Genomic DNA, 17,506 nt, shown 5'->3' with positions numbered 1-17,506 from the left:
ACAGGAAAATGAAACTCGAGTTTTCAATTTATCGCTATAACCCGGATGTTGACGACGCTCCGCACATGCAGGATTACACCCTCGACGCGGAAGAAGGTCGTGACATGATGCTGCTGGATGCGCTGATCCAGCTGAAAGAAAAAGATCCGTCGCTATCGTTCCGCCGCTCCTGCCGTGAAGGGGTCTGCGGTTCCGATGGCCTGAACATGAACGGGAAAAACGGTCTGGCGTGCATCACGCCGATCTCCGCGCTGAATCAGCCGGGCAAGAAGATTGTTATCCGCCCGCTGCCAGGATTACCGGTTATCCGTGATTTGGTGGTGGACATGGGGCAATTCTATGCACAATATGAGAAGATTAAGCCTTACTTGTTGAATAATGGGCAAAATCCTCCGGCTCGCGAGCATCTGCAGATGCCTGAGCAGCGTGAGAAGCTCGATGGCCTGTACGAGTGTATTCTGTGCGCATGTTGTTCGACCTCGTGCCCGTCGTTCTGGTGGAACCCGGACAAGTTCATCGGCCCGGCAGGCCTGCTGGCCGCGTATCGCTTCCTGATCGACAGTCGCGATACCGAAACCAGCGAGCGTCTGGACGGCCTGAGCGATGCTTTCAGCGTATTCCGCTGTCACAGCATTATGAACTGCGTCAGTGTGTGTCCTAAGGGGCTGAACCCGACGCGCGCCATCGGCCATATTAAGTCGATGCTGCTGCAGCGCAGTGCGTAAGTTGTTTTAGTTGCCGGATGGCGACGTAAACGTCTTATCCGGCCTACAGGAGCATATTTTGTAGGCCTGATAAGCGAAGCGCCATCAGGCAATAGATATAGCAGGAAATCTTTAAAAACCGCCAAATATGTACCAGTAATCAAGGCGTTCAGAGCGAGGTAAGGCGGCAACTGAACGCATCCCAGGGAGCATAGTGAACTACGTGACCGGGGTAAGTGAAGGCAGCTAACGCAACCGCAGCCTGAACGCCGAAGATTAATGGCAGTTTTTAAAGGTTCCTTAGCGGATAGAAACCACAACTCGTCCGCAACAAGTGAACCCCGGCACGTGCACTCGGTGTGCGTGGTAGTTTCTACGGCGAAATAAGCATATGAATGCTTAAGGGATCACGATGCAGAACGGCGCAATGAAAGCCTGGCTGGACTCTTCTTATCTCTCTGGTTCGAACCAGAGCTGGATAGAACAGCTCTATGAAGACTTCTTAACCGATCCTGACTCTGTTGACGCCAACTGGCGTTCAATGTTCCAGCAGTTACCTGGCACCGGAGTTAAACCGGATCAATTTCATTCCAAAACGCGTGATTATTTCCGTCGACTGGCGAAGGATGCCTCACGTTACACTTCTTCGATTTCCGACCCAGACACCAATGTGAAGCAGGTTAAAGTCCTGCAGCTTATCAACGCATACCGTTTCCGTGGCCACCAGCATGCGAATCTCGATCCGCTGGGGCTGTGGAAGCAAGAGAGAGTGGCGGATCTCGATCCGGCCTACCACGATCTGACCGAGGCCGATTTCCAGGAAAGCTATAACGTAGGTTCATTTGCCATCGGTAAAGACACGATGAAGCTGGGCGAGCTGATTGCCGCCCTTAAGCAAACCTACTGCGGCTCCATCGGCGCGGAATATATGCATATCACCTCTACCGAAGAAAAACGCTGGATCCAGCAGCGCATTGAATCGGTAGCCGGCAAAGCGAGCTTTACCGCGGAAGAGAAAAAACGTTTCCTCGGCGAACTGACTGCCGCGGAAGGGCTGGAGCGCTACCTCGGCGCCAAATTCCCGGGGGCGAAGCGCTTCTCGCTGGAGGGTGGCGACGCCCTGATCCCCATGCTCAAAGAGATGATCCGCCATGCGGGTAAGAGCGGCACCCGTGAAGTGGTGCTGGGCATGGCGCACCGTGGCCGTCTCAACGTGCTGGTCAACGTGCTGGGTAAAAAACCGCAGGACCTGTTCGACGAGTTTGCCGGCAAACATAAAGAACACCTCGGTACCGGCGATGTGAAGTACCACATGGGCTTCTCTTCCGATATAGAAACCGAAGGCGGTCTGGTGCACCTGGCGCTGGCGTTTAACCCGTCGCACCTCGAGATCGTCAGCCCGGTGGTGATCGGTTCCGTACGCGCCCGTCTGGATCGTCTGGACGAGCCGAGCAGCAACAAGGTTCTGCCGATCACTATCCATGGCGACGCCGCGGTGACCGGCCAGGGCGTGGTTCAGGAAACCCTGAACATGTCCAAAGCCCGCGGTTACGAAGTGGGCGGGACCGTGCGCATCGTTATCAACAACCAGGTGGGCTTCACGACCTCTAACCCGCTGGATGCGCGTTCGACCCCGTACTGCACCGACATCGGTAAAATGGTGCAGGCGCCGATTTTCCACGTCAACGCCGACGATCCGGAAGCGGTCGCTTTCGTCACCCGTCTGGCGCTGGATTTCCGCAATACCTTCAAACGCGATGTCTTCATCGACCTGGTGTGCTACCGCCGTCACGGCCATAACGAAGCCGATGAGCCGAGCGCAACCCAGCCGCTGATGTATCAGAAGATCAAAAAGCACCCGACCCCGCGCAAAATCTATGCTGACAAGCTGGAGCAGGACAAGGTCGCGACCCTGGAAGATGCTACCGAGCAGGTTAACCTCTACCGCGATGCGCTGGATGCCGGCGAATGCGTGGTGAAGGAATGGCGTCCGATGAACATGCACTCCTTTACCTGGTCGCCGTACCTCAACCATGAGTGGGACGAGAGCTATCCGGATAAAGTGGAGCCGAAGCGTCTGCAGGAGCTGGCCAAACGCATCAGCACGGTGCCGGAAGGTATCGAAATGCAGTCCCGCGTGGCGAAAATTTACGCCGACCGCCAGGCGATGGCGGCAGGTGAGAAGCTGTTCGATTGGGGCGGCGCTGAAAACCTGGCCTACGCCACGCTGGTTGACGAAGGTATTCCGGTGCGTCTGTCCGGGGAAGACTCCGGTCGCGGCACCTTCTTCCACCGTCATGCGGTGATCCATAACCAGACCAATGGTTCAACCTACACCCCGCTGCAGCATGTCCATAACGGTCAGGGCCAGTTCCGCGTTTGGGACTCCGTGCTGTCTGAAGAAGCGGTGCTGGCGTTTGAATATGGTTACGCCACTGCAGAGCCGCGCACCCTGACCATCTGGGAAGCGCAGTTTGGCGACTTCGCCAACGGCGCGCAGGTGGTGATCGACCAGTTCATCTCCTCCGGTGAGCAGAAGTGGGGCCGGATGTGCGGCCTGGTGATGCTCCTGCCGCACGGCTACGAAGGCCAGGGCCCGGAGCACTCCTCCGCCCGTCTGGAGCGTTATCTGCAGCTGTGCGCTGAGCAGAATATGCAGGTATGCGTGCCGTCCACGCCGGCGCAGGTGTACCACATGCTGCGTCGTCAGGCGCTGCGCGGTATGCGTCGTCCGCTGGTGGTGATGTCGCCGAAGTCGCTGCTGCGTCATCCGCTGGCGGTCTCCAGCATGGATGAGCTGGCGAACGGCACTTTCCTGCCGGCCATCGGTGAAATCGATCAACTTGATCCGCAGGCTGTGAAGCGCGTGGTGCTGTGCTCTGGTAAGGTTTACTACGACCTGCTGGAACAGCGCCGTAAAAACGAGCAAAAAGATGTCGCTATCGTTCGTATCGAGCAGCTCTATCCGTTCCCGCATCAGGCGGTGCAGGATGCGCTGAAAGCGTATGCGCACGTACATGATTTTGTCTGGTGCCAGGAAGAGCCGCTCAACCAGGGCGCATGGTACTGCAGCCAGCATCACTTCCGTGAAGTGATTCCGTTTGGGGCCTCTCTGCGTTATGCAGGCCGCCCGGCCTCCGCCTCTCCGGCGGTAGGGTATATGTCCGTTCACCAGAAACAGCAACAAGATCTGGTCAATGACGCGCTGAACGTCGATTAATTAAAGGATACACAATGAGTAGCGTAGATATTCTGGTTCCCGACCTGCCTGAGTCCGTAGCTGACGCAACCGTCGCCACCTGGCACAAAAAACCGGGCGACGCGGTCGTCCGTGACGAAGTCCTGGTCGAAATCGAAACTGACAAAGTGGTACTGGAAGTACCGGCATCAGCGGACGGCATTCTGGATGCAGTGCTGGAAGACGAGGGCGCTACCGTCCTGTCTCGCCAGATCCTTGGCCGCCTGCGCGAAGGTAACAGCGCAGGTAAAGAAAGCAGCGAAAAAGCCGATGCGAAAGCGTCCACGCCGGCGCAGCGTCAGCAGGCCTCTCTGGAAGAGCAGAACAACGATGCGCTGAGCCCGGCGATCCGTCGTCTGCTGGCTGAACACAACCTCGACGCGGCGGCCATCAAAGGCACCGGCGTCGGCGGCCGCCTGACCCGCGAAGATGTAGAGAAACATCTGGCGAAAGCCCCGGCGGCGGCAGAAGCCAAAGCGCCAGCCGCTGCCCCGGCAGCCGCGCCGGCGCCGCAGCTCGGCCACCGCTCTGAAAAACGCGTCCCGATGACCCGCCTGCGTAAACGTGTGGCCGAGCGTCTGCTGGAAGCGAAAAACTCCACCGCCATGCTGACCACGTTCAACGAAGTCAACATGAAGCCAATCATGGATCTGCGTAAGCAGTACGGCGACGCGTTCGAAAAACGTCACGGCATCCGTCTGGGCTTTATGTCCTTCTACGTGAAAGCGGTCGTGGAAGCGCTGAAACGCTATCCGGAAGTGAACGCCTCTATCGATGGCGACGACGTGGTGTACCACAACTACTTCGACGTCAGCATGGCCGTATCCACTCCACGCGGCCTGGTCACCCCGGTTCTGCGTGACGTTGACCTGCTGGGCATGGCGGATATCGAAAAGAATATTAAAGAGTTGGCGGTGAAAGGCCGTGACGGCAAGCTGACCGTAGACGACCTGACCGGCGGTAACTTCACCATTACCAACGGCGGCGTGTTCGGTTCCCTGATGTCCACGCCGATCATCAACCCACCGCAGAGCGCCATCCTGGGTATGCATGCCATTAAAGACCGTCCGATGGCGGTGAATGGCAAGGTAGAGATCCTGCCGATGATGTACCTGGCGCTCTCCTACGACCACCGTCTGATCGACGGACGTGAATCGGTAGGCTTCCTGGTGGCGATTAAAGAGCTGCTGGAAGATCCGACCCGTCTGCTGCTGGACGTGTAGTCAGCAAGCGTATTACCTACCGTAGGCCGGATAACGCGCGTTAACGCCGTTATCAGGCCTACAGGTTTAAAGATAATTACACCCTGAAGGATGGACTGAACACATGAACTTACATGAATATCAGGCAAAACAACTTTTTGCCCGCTATGGCTTACCGGCGCCGGTGGGTTATGCCTGTACTACTCCGCGTGAAGCAGAAGAAGCCGCTTCAAAAATCGGCGCGGGTCCGTGGGTAGTGAAATGTCAGGTTCACGCTGGTGGCCGCGGCAAAGCGGGCGGTGTGAAAGTGGTGAAGAGCAAAGAAGAGATCCGCGCATTTGCCGAGCACTGGCTGGGCAAACGTCTGGTGACCTATCAAACAGATGCGAACGGCCAGCCGGTTAACCAGATCCTGGTTGAAGCGGCGACCGATATTGACAAAGAGCTGTACCTGGGCGCGGTCGTGGACCGTAGCTCCCGTCGCGTAGTGTTCATGGCCTCTACCGAAGGCGGCGTGGAAATCGAAAAAGTGGCGGAAGAGACCCCGCACCTGATCCACAAGATCGCCATCGATCCGCTGGCGGGCCCGATGCCTTATCAAGGTCGTGAACTGGCGTTCAAACTGGGTCTGGAAGGTAAACAGGTTCAGCAGTTCACCAAGATCTTCATGGGTCTGGCGACCATTTTCCTGGAGCGCGACCTGGCGCTGATCGAAATCAACCCGCTGGTTATCACTAAGCAGGGCGACCTGATCTGCCTCGACGGCAAACTGGGCGCTGACGGCAACGCGCTGTTCCGCCAGCCGGATCTGCGCGAAATGCGCGACCAGTCGCAGGAAGATCCGCGTGAAGCGCAGGCGGCGCAGTGGGAACTGAACTACGTCGCGCTGGACGGCAACATCGGCTGCATGGTTAACGGCGCAGGCCTGGCGATGGGTACCATGGACATCGTTAAACTGCACGGCGGCGAACCGGCTAACTTCCTCGACGTGGGCGGCGGTGCGACCAAAGAGCGCGTCACCGAAGCGTTCAAAATCATCCTCTCTGATGACAATGTGAAAGCGGTGCTGGTGAACATCTTCGGCGGTATCGTACGTTGCGACCTGATCGCTGACGGCATCATCGGTGCGGTAGCGGAAGTTGGGGTTAACGTTCCGGTCGTGGTTCGTCTGGAAGGTAACAACGCCGAACTGGGCGCGAAAAAACTGGCTGACAGCGGCCTGAATATTATTGCAGCGAAAAGTCTGACGGACGCAGCACAGCAGGTTGTTGCCGCAGTGGAGGGGAAATAATGTCAGTTTTAATTAATAAAGATACCAAGGTTATCTGCCAGGGCTTCACCGGTAGCCAGGGGACCTTCCACTCTGAACAAGCGATCGCTTACGGTACGCAAATGGTTGGCGGCGTGACGCCAGGCAAAGGCGGCACCACTCACCTGGGCCTGCCGGTGTTCAACACCGTGCGCGAAGCCGTTGAAGCGACCGGCGCCACCGCGACCGTGATCTACGTTCCGGCGCCGTTCTGCAAAGATTCCATTCTGGAAGCGATTGACGCGGGCATTAAGCTGATTATCACCATCACCGAAGGTATCCCGACGCTGGATATGCTGACCGTGAAAGTGAAACTGGACGAAGCGGGCGTGCGTATGATCGGCCCGAACTGCCCAGGCGTGATCACGCCGGGCGAATGCAAAATCGGCATCATGCCGGGTCACATTCACAAGCCGGGTAAAGTGGGCATCGTTTCCCGTTCCGGTACCCTGACCTATGAAGCAGTTAAGCAGACCACCGACTATGGCTTCGGTCAGTCTACCTGCGTCGGTATCGGCGGCGACCCGATCCCGGGCTCTAACTTCATCGATATCCTGAAGCTGTTCCAGGAAGACCCGCAGACCGAAGCGATTGTGATGATCGGTGAGATCGGCGGTAGCGCGGAAGAAGAAGCGGCTGCCTACATCAAAGAGCACGTGACCAAGCCGGTTGTCGGTTACATCGCCGGCGTGACCGCGCCGAAGGGCAAGCGTATGGGCCATGCTGGCGCCATCATCGCTGGCGGTAAAGGTACTGCCGATGAGAAATTCGCAGCCCTGGAAGCAGCCGGTGTGAAAACCGTTCGCAGCCTGGCCGATATCGGCGAAGCGCTGAAAGCTATCATCAAGTAAACCCTCTCTGCTTATCCGCAAGCAGAAATCTGTCCGATTTCGACATGGTTGGCCACCGTCAGGTGGCCTTTTTTTTGGCCGTTGTCCGCTTCTTCCGTACGCCGCTGCGTCAGTAAACTCTGCGTTTGGCAAAAACCTTATCTATCATATTGATTTTATGAATTATTTCATAAATATTATCGACGCGCGGTTGTCGGAAATGAAAATTTGCCCTGGTCGTACCGCAGGGTAACGAAACAGACAGTAAAAAAAAGAGTGGGGGAGGGGAGAAGAAAGCAGGAAAAAATACTGTGAGCGGTCTAGCATTAATCGGATCGGCTCTTTTTTTTATTTTTTTCCTGTGGCGTTAAATAATATTACCTATGATTCTCATCTTTCCCTTTTTAGTAACCAATCAAGGCATACTTTAAACACAGCATTAACATTGGGTTTACCAATATTCTTTATTGAGCTACATAATTAACACGTAGAGTAAAAATTGATTTATATCAATACTTAATGCTTGGAAAAATCCTTCAAAAAACGTTAAATTGTCTCAAGTCAAATTGGCCTAAACCGGCCATCTTCGCTATATATTGATCACCGTCGAAAAATGTAAAACTGGAACAATAAAAACATATTTATTGTAAGGTTATTGCGGCGTAATATATTGGGGAATCAATTGGGTTTTTCGTTAACGTATTTGTAACCTTGTCCTGGCGTGGTTTCACTTTCGGTTGAAACCCGCTCCGGGCGGGCGACAAATAAAAATTTGTATTGGGGCATGCGTATGAGCCAGAGCTTCTCGGTTCATTTTCGGAGTCTTCATGCGATGAGCAAGGAGTCATGATGTTAGATATAGTCGAACTGTCGCGCTTACAGTTTGCCTTGACCGCGATGTACCACTTCCTGTTTGTGCCACTGACGCTCGGTATGGCGTTCCTGCTGGCCATCATGGAAACGGTCTACGTCCTTTCCGGCAAACAGATTTATAAAGATATGACCAAATTCTGGGGCAAGTTGTTTGGTATCAACTTCGCGCTGGGTGTGGCGACCGGTCTGACCATGGAGTTCCAGTTCGGGACTAACTGGTCGTATTACTCACACTACGTGGGCGATATCTTCGGTGCGCCGCTGGCCATTGAAGGTCTGATGGCCTTCTTCCTCGAATCCACCTTTGTAGGTCTGTTCTTCTTCGGTTGGGATCGTCTGGGTAAAGTTCAGCACATGGCCGTCACCTGGCTGGTCGCTCTGGGCTCCAACCTCTCCGCGCTGTGGATCCTCGTCGCTAACGGCTGGATGCAGAACCCTATCGCATCGGACTTCAACTTTGAAACCATGCGTATGGAGATGGTCAGCTTCTCCGAGCTGGTGCTCAACCCGGTTGCTCAGGTGAAATTCGTTCACACTGTGGCGTCTGGTTATGTCACCGGTGCGATGTTTATCCTGGCTATCAGCTCCTGGTACATGCTGAAAGGCCGTGACTTTGCCTTTGCTAAGCGCTCCTTCGCCATCGCAGCCAGCTTCGGTATGGCGGCGATCCTGTCCGTTATTGTGCTGGGTGACGAATCCGGTTACGAAATGGGTGACGTGCAGAAAACCAAACTGGCGGCTATCGAAGCAGAGTGGGAAACCCAGCCTGCGCCGGCGGCCTTTACCCTGTTTGGTATTCCCGATCAGAATGCGCAAACCAACCACTTCGCCATCCAGATCCCCTACGCGCTGGGCATCATTGCCACCCGCTCGGTGGATAAGCCGGTTATCGGTCTGAAGGATCTGATGGTTCAGCACGAAGAGCGTATCCGTAACGGCATGAAAGCCTACGCGCTGCTGGAGCAACTGCGCGCCGGTTCCACCGACCAGGCCGTTCGCGACCAGTTCAATAACGTGAAGAAAGATCTCGGCTATGGTCTGCTGCTGAAACGCTATACCCCGAACGTCGCTGACGCCACGGAAGAGCAGATCGCCAAAGCCACCAAAGACTCTATTCCAAGCGTCGCACCGCTGTACTTCGCCTTCCGTATCATGGTGGCGTGCGGCATCCTGATGCTGTTGATTATCGGCGCCTCCTTCTGGAGCGTGATTCGTAACCGTATCGGCGAGAAAAAATGGCTGCTGCGCGCCGCGTTCTATGGCCTGCCGCTGCCGTGGATTGCCGTGGAGTCGGGCTGGTTTGTTGCCGAATACGGCCGTCAGCCGTGGGCGATTGGTGAAGTCCTGCCGACGGCGGTGGCCAACTCGTCGCTGACCGCGGGCGATCTGATCTTCTCTATGTTGCTGATCTGCGGTCTGTACACGCTGTTCCTGGTGGCTGAACTGTTCCTGATGTTCAAGTTTGCCCGCAAAGGACCTAGCAGCCTGAAAACCGGCCGCTATCACTTTGAACAGTCCTCTGCGGCTATTCAGTCGGCACGCTAAGACAGGAGTCGTCAAATGATCGATTATGAAGTATTGCGTTTTATCTGGTGGCTGCTGATTGGCATCCTGCTGATTGGCTTCGCCGTCGCCGACGGGTTCGACATGGGGGTGGGCATGCTCACCCGCTTCCTCGGCCGTAACGACACCGAGCGTCGGATTATGATCAACGCCATCGCCCCGCACTGGGACGGTAACCAGGTGTGGCTGATCACCGCCGGCGGCGCGCTGTTCGCTGCCTGGCCGATGGTCTACGCCGCGGCGTTCTCCGGTTTCTATGTGGCGATGATTCTGGTGCTGGCCTCGTTGTTCTTCCGTCCGGTCGGTTTCGACTACCGTTCCAAGATCGAGGACACCCGCTGGCGCAACATGTGGGACTGGGGCATCTTCATCGGCAGCTTCGTGCCGCCTCTGGTGATTGGCGTGGCCTTCGGCAACCTGCTGCAGGGCGTGCCGTTCCATGTCGACGAATACCTGCGTCTGTTCTATACCGGTAACTTCTTCCAGCTGCTGAACCCGTTTGGTCTGCTGGCCGGTATTGTCAGCGTGGCGATGATCCTCACCCAGGGCGCGACCTACCTGCAGATGCGTACCGTAGGCGAACTGCATCTGCGCACCCGCACCGTCTCCACGGTGGCGGCGCTGGTGACGCTGGTCTGCTTCGCGCTGGCGGGCGTGTGGGTCTACTACGGCATCGACGGCTATGTGGTGAAATCGGTAATTGACCATACCGGCCCGTCTAACCCGCTGACCAAAGAAGTGGTGCGTGAAGCGGGCGCGTGGATGGTGAACTTTAACAATATGCCAGCGCTGTGGGCGATCCCTGCCCTGGGCGTGGTGCTGCCGCTGCTGACCGTCGTTTCGACCAAAGCGGATAAAGGCGCCTGGGCATTCCTGTTCTCCTCGCTGACCCTGGCCTGCATCATTCTGACTGCCGGTATCGCGATGTTCCCGTTCATCATGCCGTCCAGCACCATGCTGAACGCCAGCCTGACGATGTGGGACGCGACCTCCAGCCAGCGGACGCTGAACCTGATGACCTACGTGGCGATTGTCTTCGTGCCGATCATTCTGGGCTACACCAGCTGGTGTTACTGGAAGATGTTTGGCCGCATCACCCGTGAAGACATCGAAAAGAACACCCACTCGCTGTACTAAGGTAAGGAGCTATATATGTGGTACTTCGCATGGATTTTGGGAACGCTTCTTGCCTGTGCCTTTGGGGTGATTACCGCGCTGGCGCTTGAGCACGTGGAAGCCACCAAAGCAGGTAAAGAAGAACACTGATGAGTATTATCGTGATGCGATATACGAAATCATTCGGGTTGCATCGAGGCGGCAAGTCTGTGAATCCCCAGGAGCTTACACCAGTAAGTGACTGGGGTAAGCAGACGTAGCCAACAAAGAGGCGACGTGAATGATAAAGTATATGTATGCGATAATGGACAAGCGCCCGTTAAGGGCGCTTTCCTTGTTGATGGCGCTGCTGCTGGCAGGCTGCATTTTCTGGGATCCGTCGCGCTTTGCCGCGAAGACCAGCGAGCTGGAAATCTGGCACGGTTTCTTGCTGATGTGGGCGGTTTGCAGCGGCGTAATTCACGGCGTGGGCTTCCGCCCGCGTGCCGTTCACTGGCAGGGGATTTTTTGTCCGCTTATCGCTGATATCGTGCTCGCTTTAGGTCTCTTCTTTTTCTTCTTTTGAATAAGAGATCTCTGTTAATGCTATGGGCTTGCATAAGCCCATAAAAATTTACGCCCCGTTTACTTTCCCCCATTCCAAACCACCTTTCCCGCGCGTATAGTAGCGAAGTTTGAAAGCTCTAACCTTTTTTTGCATTACCGGGATGTAAAGTGAATACAACGCTGTTTCGATGGCCGGTTCGGGTCTACTACGAAGATACCGACGCCGGTGGTGTGGTTTACCACGCCAGTTACGTCGCTTTTTATGAAAGAGCACGCACAGAGATGCTGCGCCACCATCACTTTAGTCAACAGGTTCTGTTGGCTGAACGCGTTGCCTTCGTGGTTCGCAAAATGACGCTGGAGTATTTTGCCCCCGCCAGACTCGACGACATGCTCGAAGTTCAGACGGAAATTACCTCGATGCGCGGCACCTCTTTGGTTTTCACGCAGCGAATCGTCAACGCCGAGAATACAGTGTTAAACGAAGCTGAGGTTCTCATTGTGTGCGTTGATCCACTCTTAATGAAGCCACGTGCGCTTCCCAAGTCTATTGTCGCGGAGTTTAAGCAGTGACTGACATGAATATCCTTGATTTGTTCCTGAAGGCGAGCCTTCTGGTTAAACTTATCATGTTGATTTTGATTGGTTTTTCTATCGCTTCCTGGGCTATCATTATTCAGAGAACGCGTATCCTTAACTCGGCCGCGCGCGAAGCTGAAGCGTTCGAGGACAAATTCTGGTCCGGGATTGAACTGTCCCGTTTGTATCAGGAGAGCCAGGGGCGTCGCGATAATCTGACCGGTTCGGAGCAGATCTTCTACAGCGGCTTCAAAGAGTTTGCGCGCTTGCATCGGGCCAACAGCCATGCGCCGGAGGCGATCGTCGAAGGGGCATCGCGCGCGATGCGTATTTCGATGAACCGCGAGCTGGAAACGCTGGAGACCCATATTCCGTTCCTCGGCACCGTAGGCTCCATCAGCCCGTATATCGGTCTGTTCGGCACCGTCTGGGGGATCATGCACGCCTTTATCGCCCTTGGCGCGGTGAAGCAGGCCACCCTGCAGATGGTGGCGCCGGGTATCGCCGAAGCGCTGATCGCCACCGCGATCGGTCTGTTCGCCGCTATCCCGGCGGTGATGGCGTACAACCGCCTGAACCAGCGGGTGAACAAGCTTGAACTGAATTACGACAACTTTATGGAAGAGTTCACCGCTATTCTGCACCGTCAGGCCTTTACCACCAGCGAAAGCAATAAGGGGTAAGCCATGGCCAGAGCACGTGGACGCGGACGTCGCGAACTGAAGTCCGAGATCAACATCGTTCCGCTGCTGGATGTCCTGCTGGTGCTGTTGCTGATCTTTATGGCAACGGCGCCGATCATTACGCAGAGCGTGGAAGTCGATCTGCCGGACGCCACGGAATCGCAAGCGGTGAAAAGCAATGACGATCCGCCGGTGATTGTGGAAGTCTCCGGGGTAGGGCAGTACAGCGTGAAAGTGGGGCAGGAGACGCTGTCCCAGCTGCCGCCGGAGCAGGTGATTGCCGAAGCGAAGCGTCGTCTTGAAGCCAATGAGAAAACGGTATTCCTGATCGGCGGTGCGAAAGACGTCCCTTACGATGAAATTATTAAAGCGCTGAACCTGTTGCATAGCGCAGGGGTTAAATCGGTCGGCTTGATGACCAAACCTATTTAATCGCTTCAGGTAGGTGCGTCCGCACGGCGTTCGGCGGCGAGTATCGCTCGCCGTCGGTGCGCATCGCGGGTACAGGCGAACAGTTTTTGGGAACCGATAGTGTCAAAGGCAACCGAACAAAACGACAAGCTTAAACGAGCGATCATCATTTCAGTCGCGCTGCACATCATACTGATCGCGCTGCTGATATGGAGTTCGTTTGACGAGCATCTGGATGCCTCTGCCGGCGGCGGCGGGGGATCGTCGATTGATGCCGTCATGGTCGATCCGGGGGCGGTGGTAAACAATTATAACCGTCAGCAACAGCAGCAGGCCAGCGCACGTCGCGCCGCTGAACAGCGTGAAAAACAGGCGCAGCAGCAGGCGGAAGAGTTACGTGAGAAGCAGGCGGCGGAACAGGAACGGCTGAAACAGCTCGAACAGGAGCGGCTGCAGGCGCAGGAAGCGGCGAAAGAAGCGAAGGAACAACAGAAGCAGGCTGAGGAAGCCGCTGCCAAGGCTGCCGCGGCGGCGAAAGCTAAAGCGGATGCGCAGGCCAAAGAAGCGCAGGAAGCGGCGGCCAAAGCGGCCGCCGAGGCGAAAGCGAAGGCGGATGCCCAGGCGAAAGCGGCTGAACTGGCGGCAGCGAAAGCGGCTGCTGACGCGAAGAAACAGGCCGAAGCTGCCGCCGCGAAAGCGGCTGCCGATGCGAAGAAACAGGCGGAAGCCGAAGCGGCGAAAGCCGCGGCAGAGGCGCAGAAGAAAGCGGAAGCGGCAGCGGCGAAGAAAGCGCAACAGGAAGCGGAGAAGAAGGCCCAGCAGGAAGCGGCTAAGCAGGCAGCGGCTGAAAAAGCGGCAGCAGAAAAAGCCGCCGAAAAAGCCGCCGCGCAAAAAGCGGCCGCGGAGAAGGCCGCCGCCGAGAAAGCCGCCGCAGCTGAAAAAGCCGCGGCAGCCAAAGCGGCTGCTGCTGAGAAGGCGGCGGCCGATAAAGCGGCCAAAGCGGCAGCAGCAAAAGCCGCGGCAGCGAAGAAAGCGGCTGCCGCGAAAGAAGCGGACGGCGTTGACGACCTGCTCGGCGATCTGAGTTCAGGTAAGAATGCGCCGAAAGGTAGCACCAGCGGTAGCACAGGGGGCTCTTCACCTGCTAAAGGAAGTAAACCGGGGCAGGGCGGTGCGTCTCAGGCGGAGATTGCCAGCTATATTTCGCAGGTGCAGGCCGCGATTAAAGGACATCTCTATGACTGGGATACGTACAAGGGTAAAGTATGTACGTTGCGCGTAAACCTGGCTCAGGATGGAACGTTGTTGAGTGTGAAATCGGAAGGCGGCGATCCGGCGTTCTGCCAGCAAATGCTGGCGGCCACCAGTCGGATGAGCAAATTCCCTAAACCGCCGTCGCAGGCTGTTTATGAAACGTTCAAAAATGCGCCACTGGACTTCAAACCTTAAGCGCTTTTCCCCCCGCGTCAGCGGGGGGAAAGAAAATAGGGCGGTCATGGGTTTTGGTAGTTTTGTGTATTTGAGTTTGTTAACATTCTGCTAAATTATCGTGGGCTTTTCGCCCGGATAAGGGAGATATGATGAAGCAGGCATTACGAGTAGCATTTGGTTTTTTAATGCTGTGGGCGGCGGTGCTGCACGCAGAAGTACGTATCGAGATCACCCAGGGGGTGGACTCGGCGCGCCCCATCGGCGTGGTACCGTTCCAGTGGGCCGGCCAGGGCGCTGCGCCGGAAGATGTTGGCGGTATCGTGGCGGCTGACCTGCGCAACAGCGGTAAATTCAACCCGCTGGATCGCTCGCGTCTGCCGCAGCAGCCGACCAGTGCCCAGGAAGTGCAGCCTGCTGCCTGGTCTGCGCTGGGTATTGACGCCGTGGTTGTCGGCCAGGTGACGTCAAACCCGGATGGTTCTTATCAGGTAGCGTATCAGCTGGTGGATACCGGCGGTGCGCCGGGCACAACGCTGGCGCAAGGCTCTTTCAAAGTCACTAAACAGTACCTGCGCTATGCCGCGCACACTGCCAGCGACGCGGTATTTGAAAAGCTGACCGGTATTAAAGGCGCCTTCCGGACTCGTATCGCCTACGTGGTGCAGACCAATGGCGGTCAGTTCCCGTATGAGCTGCGCGTTTCCGATTATGATGGCTACAACCAGTTTGTGGTTCACCGCTCCTCCCAGCCGCTGATGTCCCCGGCCTGGTCACCGGACGGTTCAAAACTGGCTTACGTCACCTTCGAGAGCGGTCGCTCTGCGCTGGTGGTGCAGACCCTGGCGAACGGCGCTGTGCGTCAGATTGCCTCCTTCCCGCAGCACAACGGCGCGCCGGCGTTCTCGCCGGATGGTTCTAAACTGGCCTTCGCGCTGTCGAAAACCGGTAGCCTGAACCTGTACGTGATGGATCTGGGCTCGGGTCAGATTCGTCAGGTGACCAACGGTCGCAGCAACAACACCGAACCAAGCTGGTTCCCGGACAGCCAGAACCTGGCCTTTACCTCTGACCAGGCCGGTCGTCCGCAGGTGTATAAAGTCAATATTAATGGCGGCACGCCGCAGCGTATCACCTGGGAAGGTTCGCAGAACCAGGACGCTGACGTGAGCGCGGATGGTAAAACGATGGTAATGGTCAGCTCGGCCGGCGGCCAGCAGCACATTGCCAAACAAGATCTGGAAGCGGGTGGTGTACAGGTTCTGTCATCAACGTTTTTAGACGAAACGCCAAGTCTGGCACCTAACGGCACTATGGTAATCTACAGCTCTTCTCAGGGGATGGGATCCGTGCTGAATCTGGTTTCTACAGATGGGCGTTTCAAAGCGCGTCTTCCGGCAACTGATGGACAGGTAAAATCGCCTGCCTGGTCGCCGTATCTGTGATAATAAATAATTGATTATTAAAGGAATCAAAGAAATGCAACTGAACAAAGTGCTGAAAGGGCTGATGATCGCTCTGCCGGTTATGGCAATCGCGGCATGTTCTTCTAACAAGAACGCCAGCAACGACCAGAGCGGTGAAGGCATGCTGGGTGCCGGCACTGGTATGGACGCTAACGGCAACGGCGGCAACATGTCTTCTGAAGAGCAAGCTCGTCTGCAGATGCAGCAGCTGCAGCAGAACAACATCGTTTACTTCGATCTGGACAAGTACGATATCCGTTCTGACTTCGCTGCAATGCTGGACGCGCACGCTAACTTCCTGCGCAGCAACCCGTCCTACAAAGTGACTGTAGAAGGTCACGCGGATGAGCGCGGTACCCCGGAATACAACATCGCGCTGGGTGAGCGTCGTGCTAACGCCGTTAAGATGTATCTGCAGGGCAAAGGTGTTTCTGCCGATCAGATCTCCATCGTTTCTTACGGTAAAGAAAAACCAGCAGTACTGGGTCATGACGAAGCGGCATATGCCAAAAACCGTCGCGCCGTACTGGTTTACTAAGAGAATTGCATGAGCAGTAACTTCAGACATCATTTATTGAGTCTGTCGTTACTGGTTGGCATAGCGGCCCCTTGGGCCGCTTTTGCTCAGGCGCCAATCAGTAGTGTCGGCTCAGGCTCGGTCGAAGACCGTGTCACTCAACTCGAGCGTATTTCCAATGCTCACAGCCAGCTTTTAACCCAACTCCAGCAACAACTCTCTGATAACCAGACTGACATTGATTCTCTCCGTGGTCAGATCCAGGAGAACCAGTATCAGCTGAATCAGATCGTTGAGCGTCAGAAGCAGATTCTGCTGCAGATTGACGGGCTGACGAGCGGAGGTGGCGCAGCGGCGGCGGGCGCCCAGTCGTCGTCTTCCGGCGATCAGAGCGCGGCTACCGCCAGCGCAGCGCCAGCGGCCTCGTCAGGCGCGCCGGCGATGACCGGCGATGCGAACACCGATTACAATGCGGCTATTGCCCTGGTGAAGGATGCTTCACGCCAGGATGACGCCATGGCGGCGTTTCAGAACTTCGTTAAAAAGTACCCGGATTCAACTTATCAGCCGAACGCCAACTATTGGCTCGGACAGTTGAACTACAATAAGGGGAAAAAAGACGATGCGGCGTTTTACTTCGCCTCGGTGGTGAAGAACTACCCGAAATCGCCAAAAGCGCCGGACGCCATGTTTAAGGTCGGCGTGATCATGCAGGACAAAGGTGATACCGCGAAAGCGAAAGCGGTTTACCAGCAGGTGATCAGCAAATTCCCCGGCACCGACGGTGCTAAACAAGCGCAAAAACGACTTAATGCTCTTGGTTGATTACGGCATGACCAGAAATCGCGTTATTTCTGGTCTTGTCGCCTGAATCGCCAGCAGTTAAGTGATCTTTATCGAAATTTTAGTTGCGCTGAATTCTGAAATCAGTAATATATGCCGCCGTTGCCAAGGGATATCAAACAAGCCCAAAGCGACGCCAGAGTGGGTCGTTAGCTCAGTTGGTAGAGCAGTTGACTTTTAATCAATTGGTCGCAGGTT

16 protein-coding genes are annotated in these 17,506 nt (G+C 55.9%); all 16 read left to right on the top strand.

The window, feature by feature from the left end; translation table 11 throughout:
* Positions 1-8 precede the first annotated feature (8 nt).
* Positions 9-725 carry a succinate dehydrogenase iron-sulfur subunit SdhB gene (sdhB, locus tag ABLU95_RS19275; RefSeq protein ID WP_023288874.1) on the top strand — a complete coding sequence of 239 codons (717 nt, stop codon included), beginning with the start codon at positions 9-11 and terminating at the stop codon, positions 723-725.
* 391 nt (positions 726-1,116) lie between these two features.
* Complete coding sequence (gene sucA / locus ABLU95_RS19270; protein ID WP_023288875.1) at positions 1,117-3,924, top strand: 2-oxoglutarate dehydrogenase E1 component; 2,808 nt, start codon at positions 1,117-1,119, stop codon at positions 3,922-3,924.
* A gap of 14 nt (positions 3,925-3,938) precedes the next feature.
* On the top strand, positions 3,939-5,165 hold the full coding sequence (odhB, locus tag ABLU95_RS19265) for a 2-oxoglutarate dehydrogenase complex dihydrolipoyllysine-residue succinyltransferase (RefSeq protein WP_023288876.1): 1,227 nt from the start codon (positions 3,939-3,941) through the stop codon (positions 5,163-5,165).
* A gap of 103 nt (positions 5,166-5,268) precedes the next feature.
* Positions 5,269-6,435: an ADP-forming succinate--CoA ligase subunit beta gene (gene sucC, locus ABLU95_RS19260; RefSeq protein WP_002895039.1), complete on the top strand. Its 1,167-nt coding sequence runs from the start codon at positions 5,269-5,271 to the stop codon at positions 6,433-6,435.
* Positions 6,435-7,304 (top strand): succinate--CoA ligase subunit alpha, encoded by an 870-nt coding sequence (gene sucD, locus ABLU95_RS19255; protein ID WP_004885990.1) that lies wholly within the window; start codon positions 6,435-6,437, stop codon positions 7,302-7,304. Before sucC ends, sucD begins: the two co-directional genes overlap by 1 nt.
* A gap of 828 nt (positions 7,305-8,132) precedes the next feature.
* Complete coding sequence (gene cydA, locus ABLU95_RS19250) at positions 8,133-9,701, top strand: cytochrome ubiquinol oxidase subunit I (protein ID WP_002895047.1); 1,569 nt, start codon at positions 8,133-8,135, stop codon at positions 9,699-9,701.
* 15 nt (positions 9,702-9,716) lie between these two features.
* Positions 9,717-10,856, top strand: a complete 1,140-nt coding sequence (cydB, locus tag ABLU95_RS19245; protein ID WP_004885993.1) for a cytochrome d ubiquinol oxidase subunit II — start codon at positions 9,717-9,719, stop codon at positions 10,854-10,856.
* Positions 10,857-10,871: 15 nt separating this feature from the next.
* The gene (gene cydX, locus ABLU95_RS19240; RefSeq protein ID WP_004100325.1) at positions 10,872-10,985 is read left to right on the top strand and encodes a cytochrome bd-I oxidase subunit CydX; all 114 of its coding nucleotides are present in this window, start codon (positions 10,872-10,874) and stop codon (positions 10,983-10,985) included.
* A 130-nt stretch (positions 10,986-11,115) separates the two neighbouring features.
* Entirely contained in the window at positions 11,116-11,400 is a 285-nt protein-coding gene (ybgE, locus tag ABLU95_RS19235) for a cyd operon protein YbgE (protein WP_008805691.1), read from the top strand.
* Positions 11,401-11,549: 149 nt separating this feature from the next.
* Positions 11,550-11,954, top strand: coding sequence for a tol-pal system-associated acyl-CoA thioesterase (gene ybgC / locus ABLU95_RS19230; protein ID WP_002895056.1), 405 nt, complete (start codon positions 11,550-11,552; stop codon positions 11,952-11,954).
* A complete protein-coding gene (gene tolQ / locus ABLU95_RS19225) occupies positions 11,951-12,643 on the top strand; it encodes a Tol-Pal system protein TolQ (protein WP_004152221.1) in 693 nt (230 codons plus the stop codon). Before ybgC ends, tolQ begins: the two co-directional genes overlap by 4 nt.
* Positions 12,644-12,646: 3 nt before the next feature.
* The gene (gene tolR / locus ABLU95_RS19220) at positions 12,647-13,075 is read left to right on the top strand and encodes a colicin uptake protein TolR (protein WP_002895061.1); all 429 of its coding nucleotides are present in this window, start codon (positions 12,647-12,649) and stop codon (positions 13,073-13,075) included.
* A 99-nt stretch (positions 13,076-13,174) separates the two neighbouring features.
* Complete coding sequence (gene tolA / locus ABLU95_RS19215; RefSeq protein ID WP_086075267.1) at positions 13,175-14,503, top strand: cell envelope integrity protein TolA; 1,329 nt, start codon at positions 13,175-13,177, stop codon at positions 14,501-14,503.
* Positions 14,504-14,634: 131 nt separating this feature from the next.
* Positions 14,635-15,927, top strand: a complete 1,293-nt coding sequence (gene tolB, locus ABLU95_RS19210) for a Tol-Pal system beta propeller repeat protein TolB (protein ID WP_023288877.1) — start codon at positions 14,635-14,637, stop codon at positions 15,925-15,927.
* Positions 15,928-15,961: 34 nt separating this feature from the next.
* The gene (pal, locus tag ABLU95_RS19205) at positions 15,962-16,486 is read left to right on the top strand and encodes a peptidoglycan-associated lipoprotein Pal (RefSeq protein ID WP_002895068.1); all 525 of its coding nucleotides are present in this window, start codon (positions 15,962-15,964) and stop codon (positions 16,484-16,486) included.
* 9 nt (positions 16,487-16,495) lie between these two features.
* Positions 16,496-17,290 (top strand): cell division protein CpoB, encoded by a 795-nt coding sequence (cpoB, locus tag ABLU95_RS19200; protein ID WP_086075268.1) that lies wholly within the window; start codon positions 16,496-16,498, stop codon positions 17,288-17,290.
* Positions 17,291-17,506 lie beyond the last annotated feature (216 nt).

The sequence above is a fragment of the Klebsiella sp. GG_Kp146 genome (assembly GCF_040061975.1).
Lineage (GTDB): Bacteria > Pseudomonadota > Gammaproteobacteria > Enterobacterales > Enterobacteriaceae > Klebsiella > Klebsiella quasipneumoniae.
This window is presented reverse-complemented; position numbering and strand designations above follow the sequence as displayed.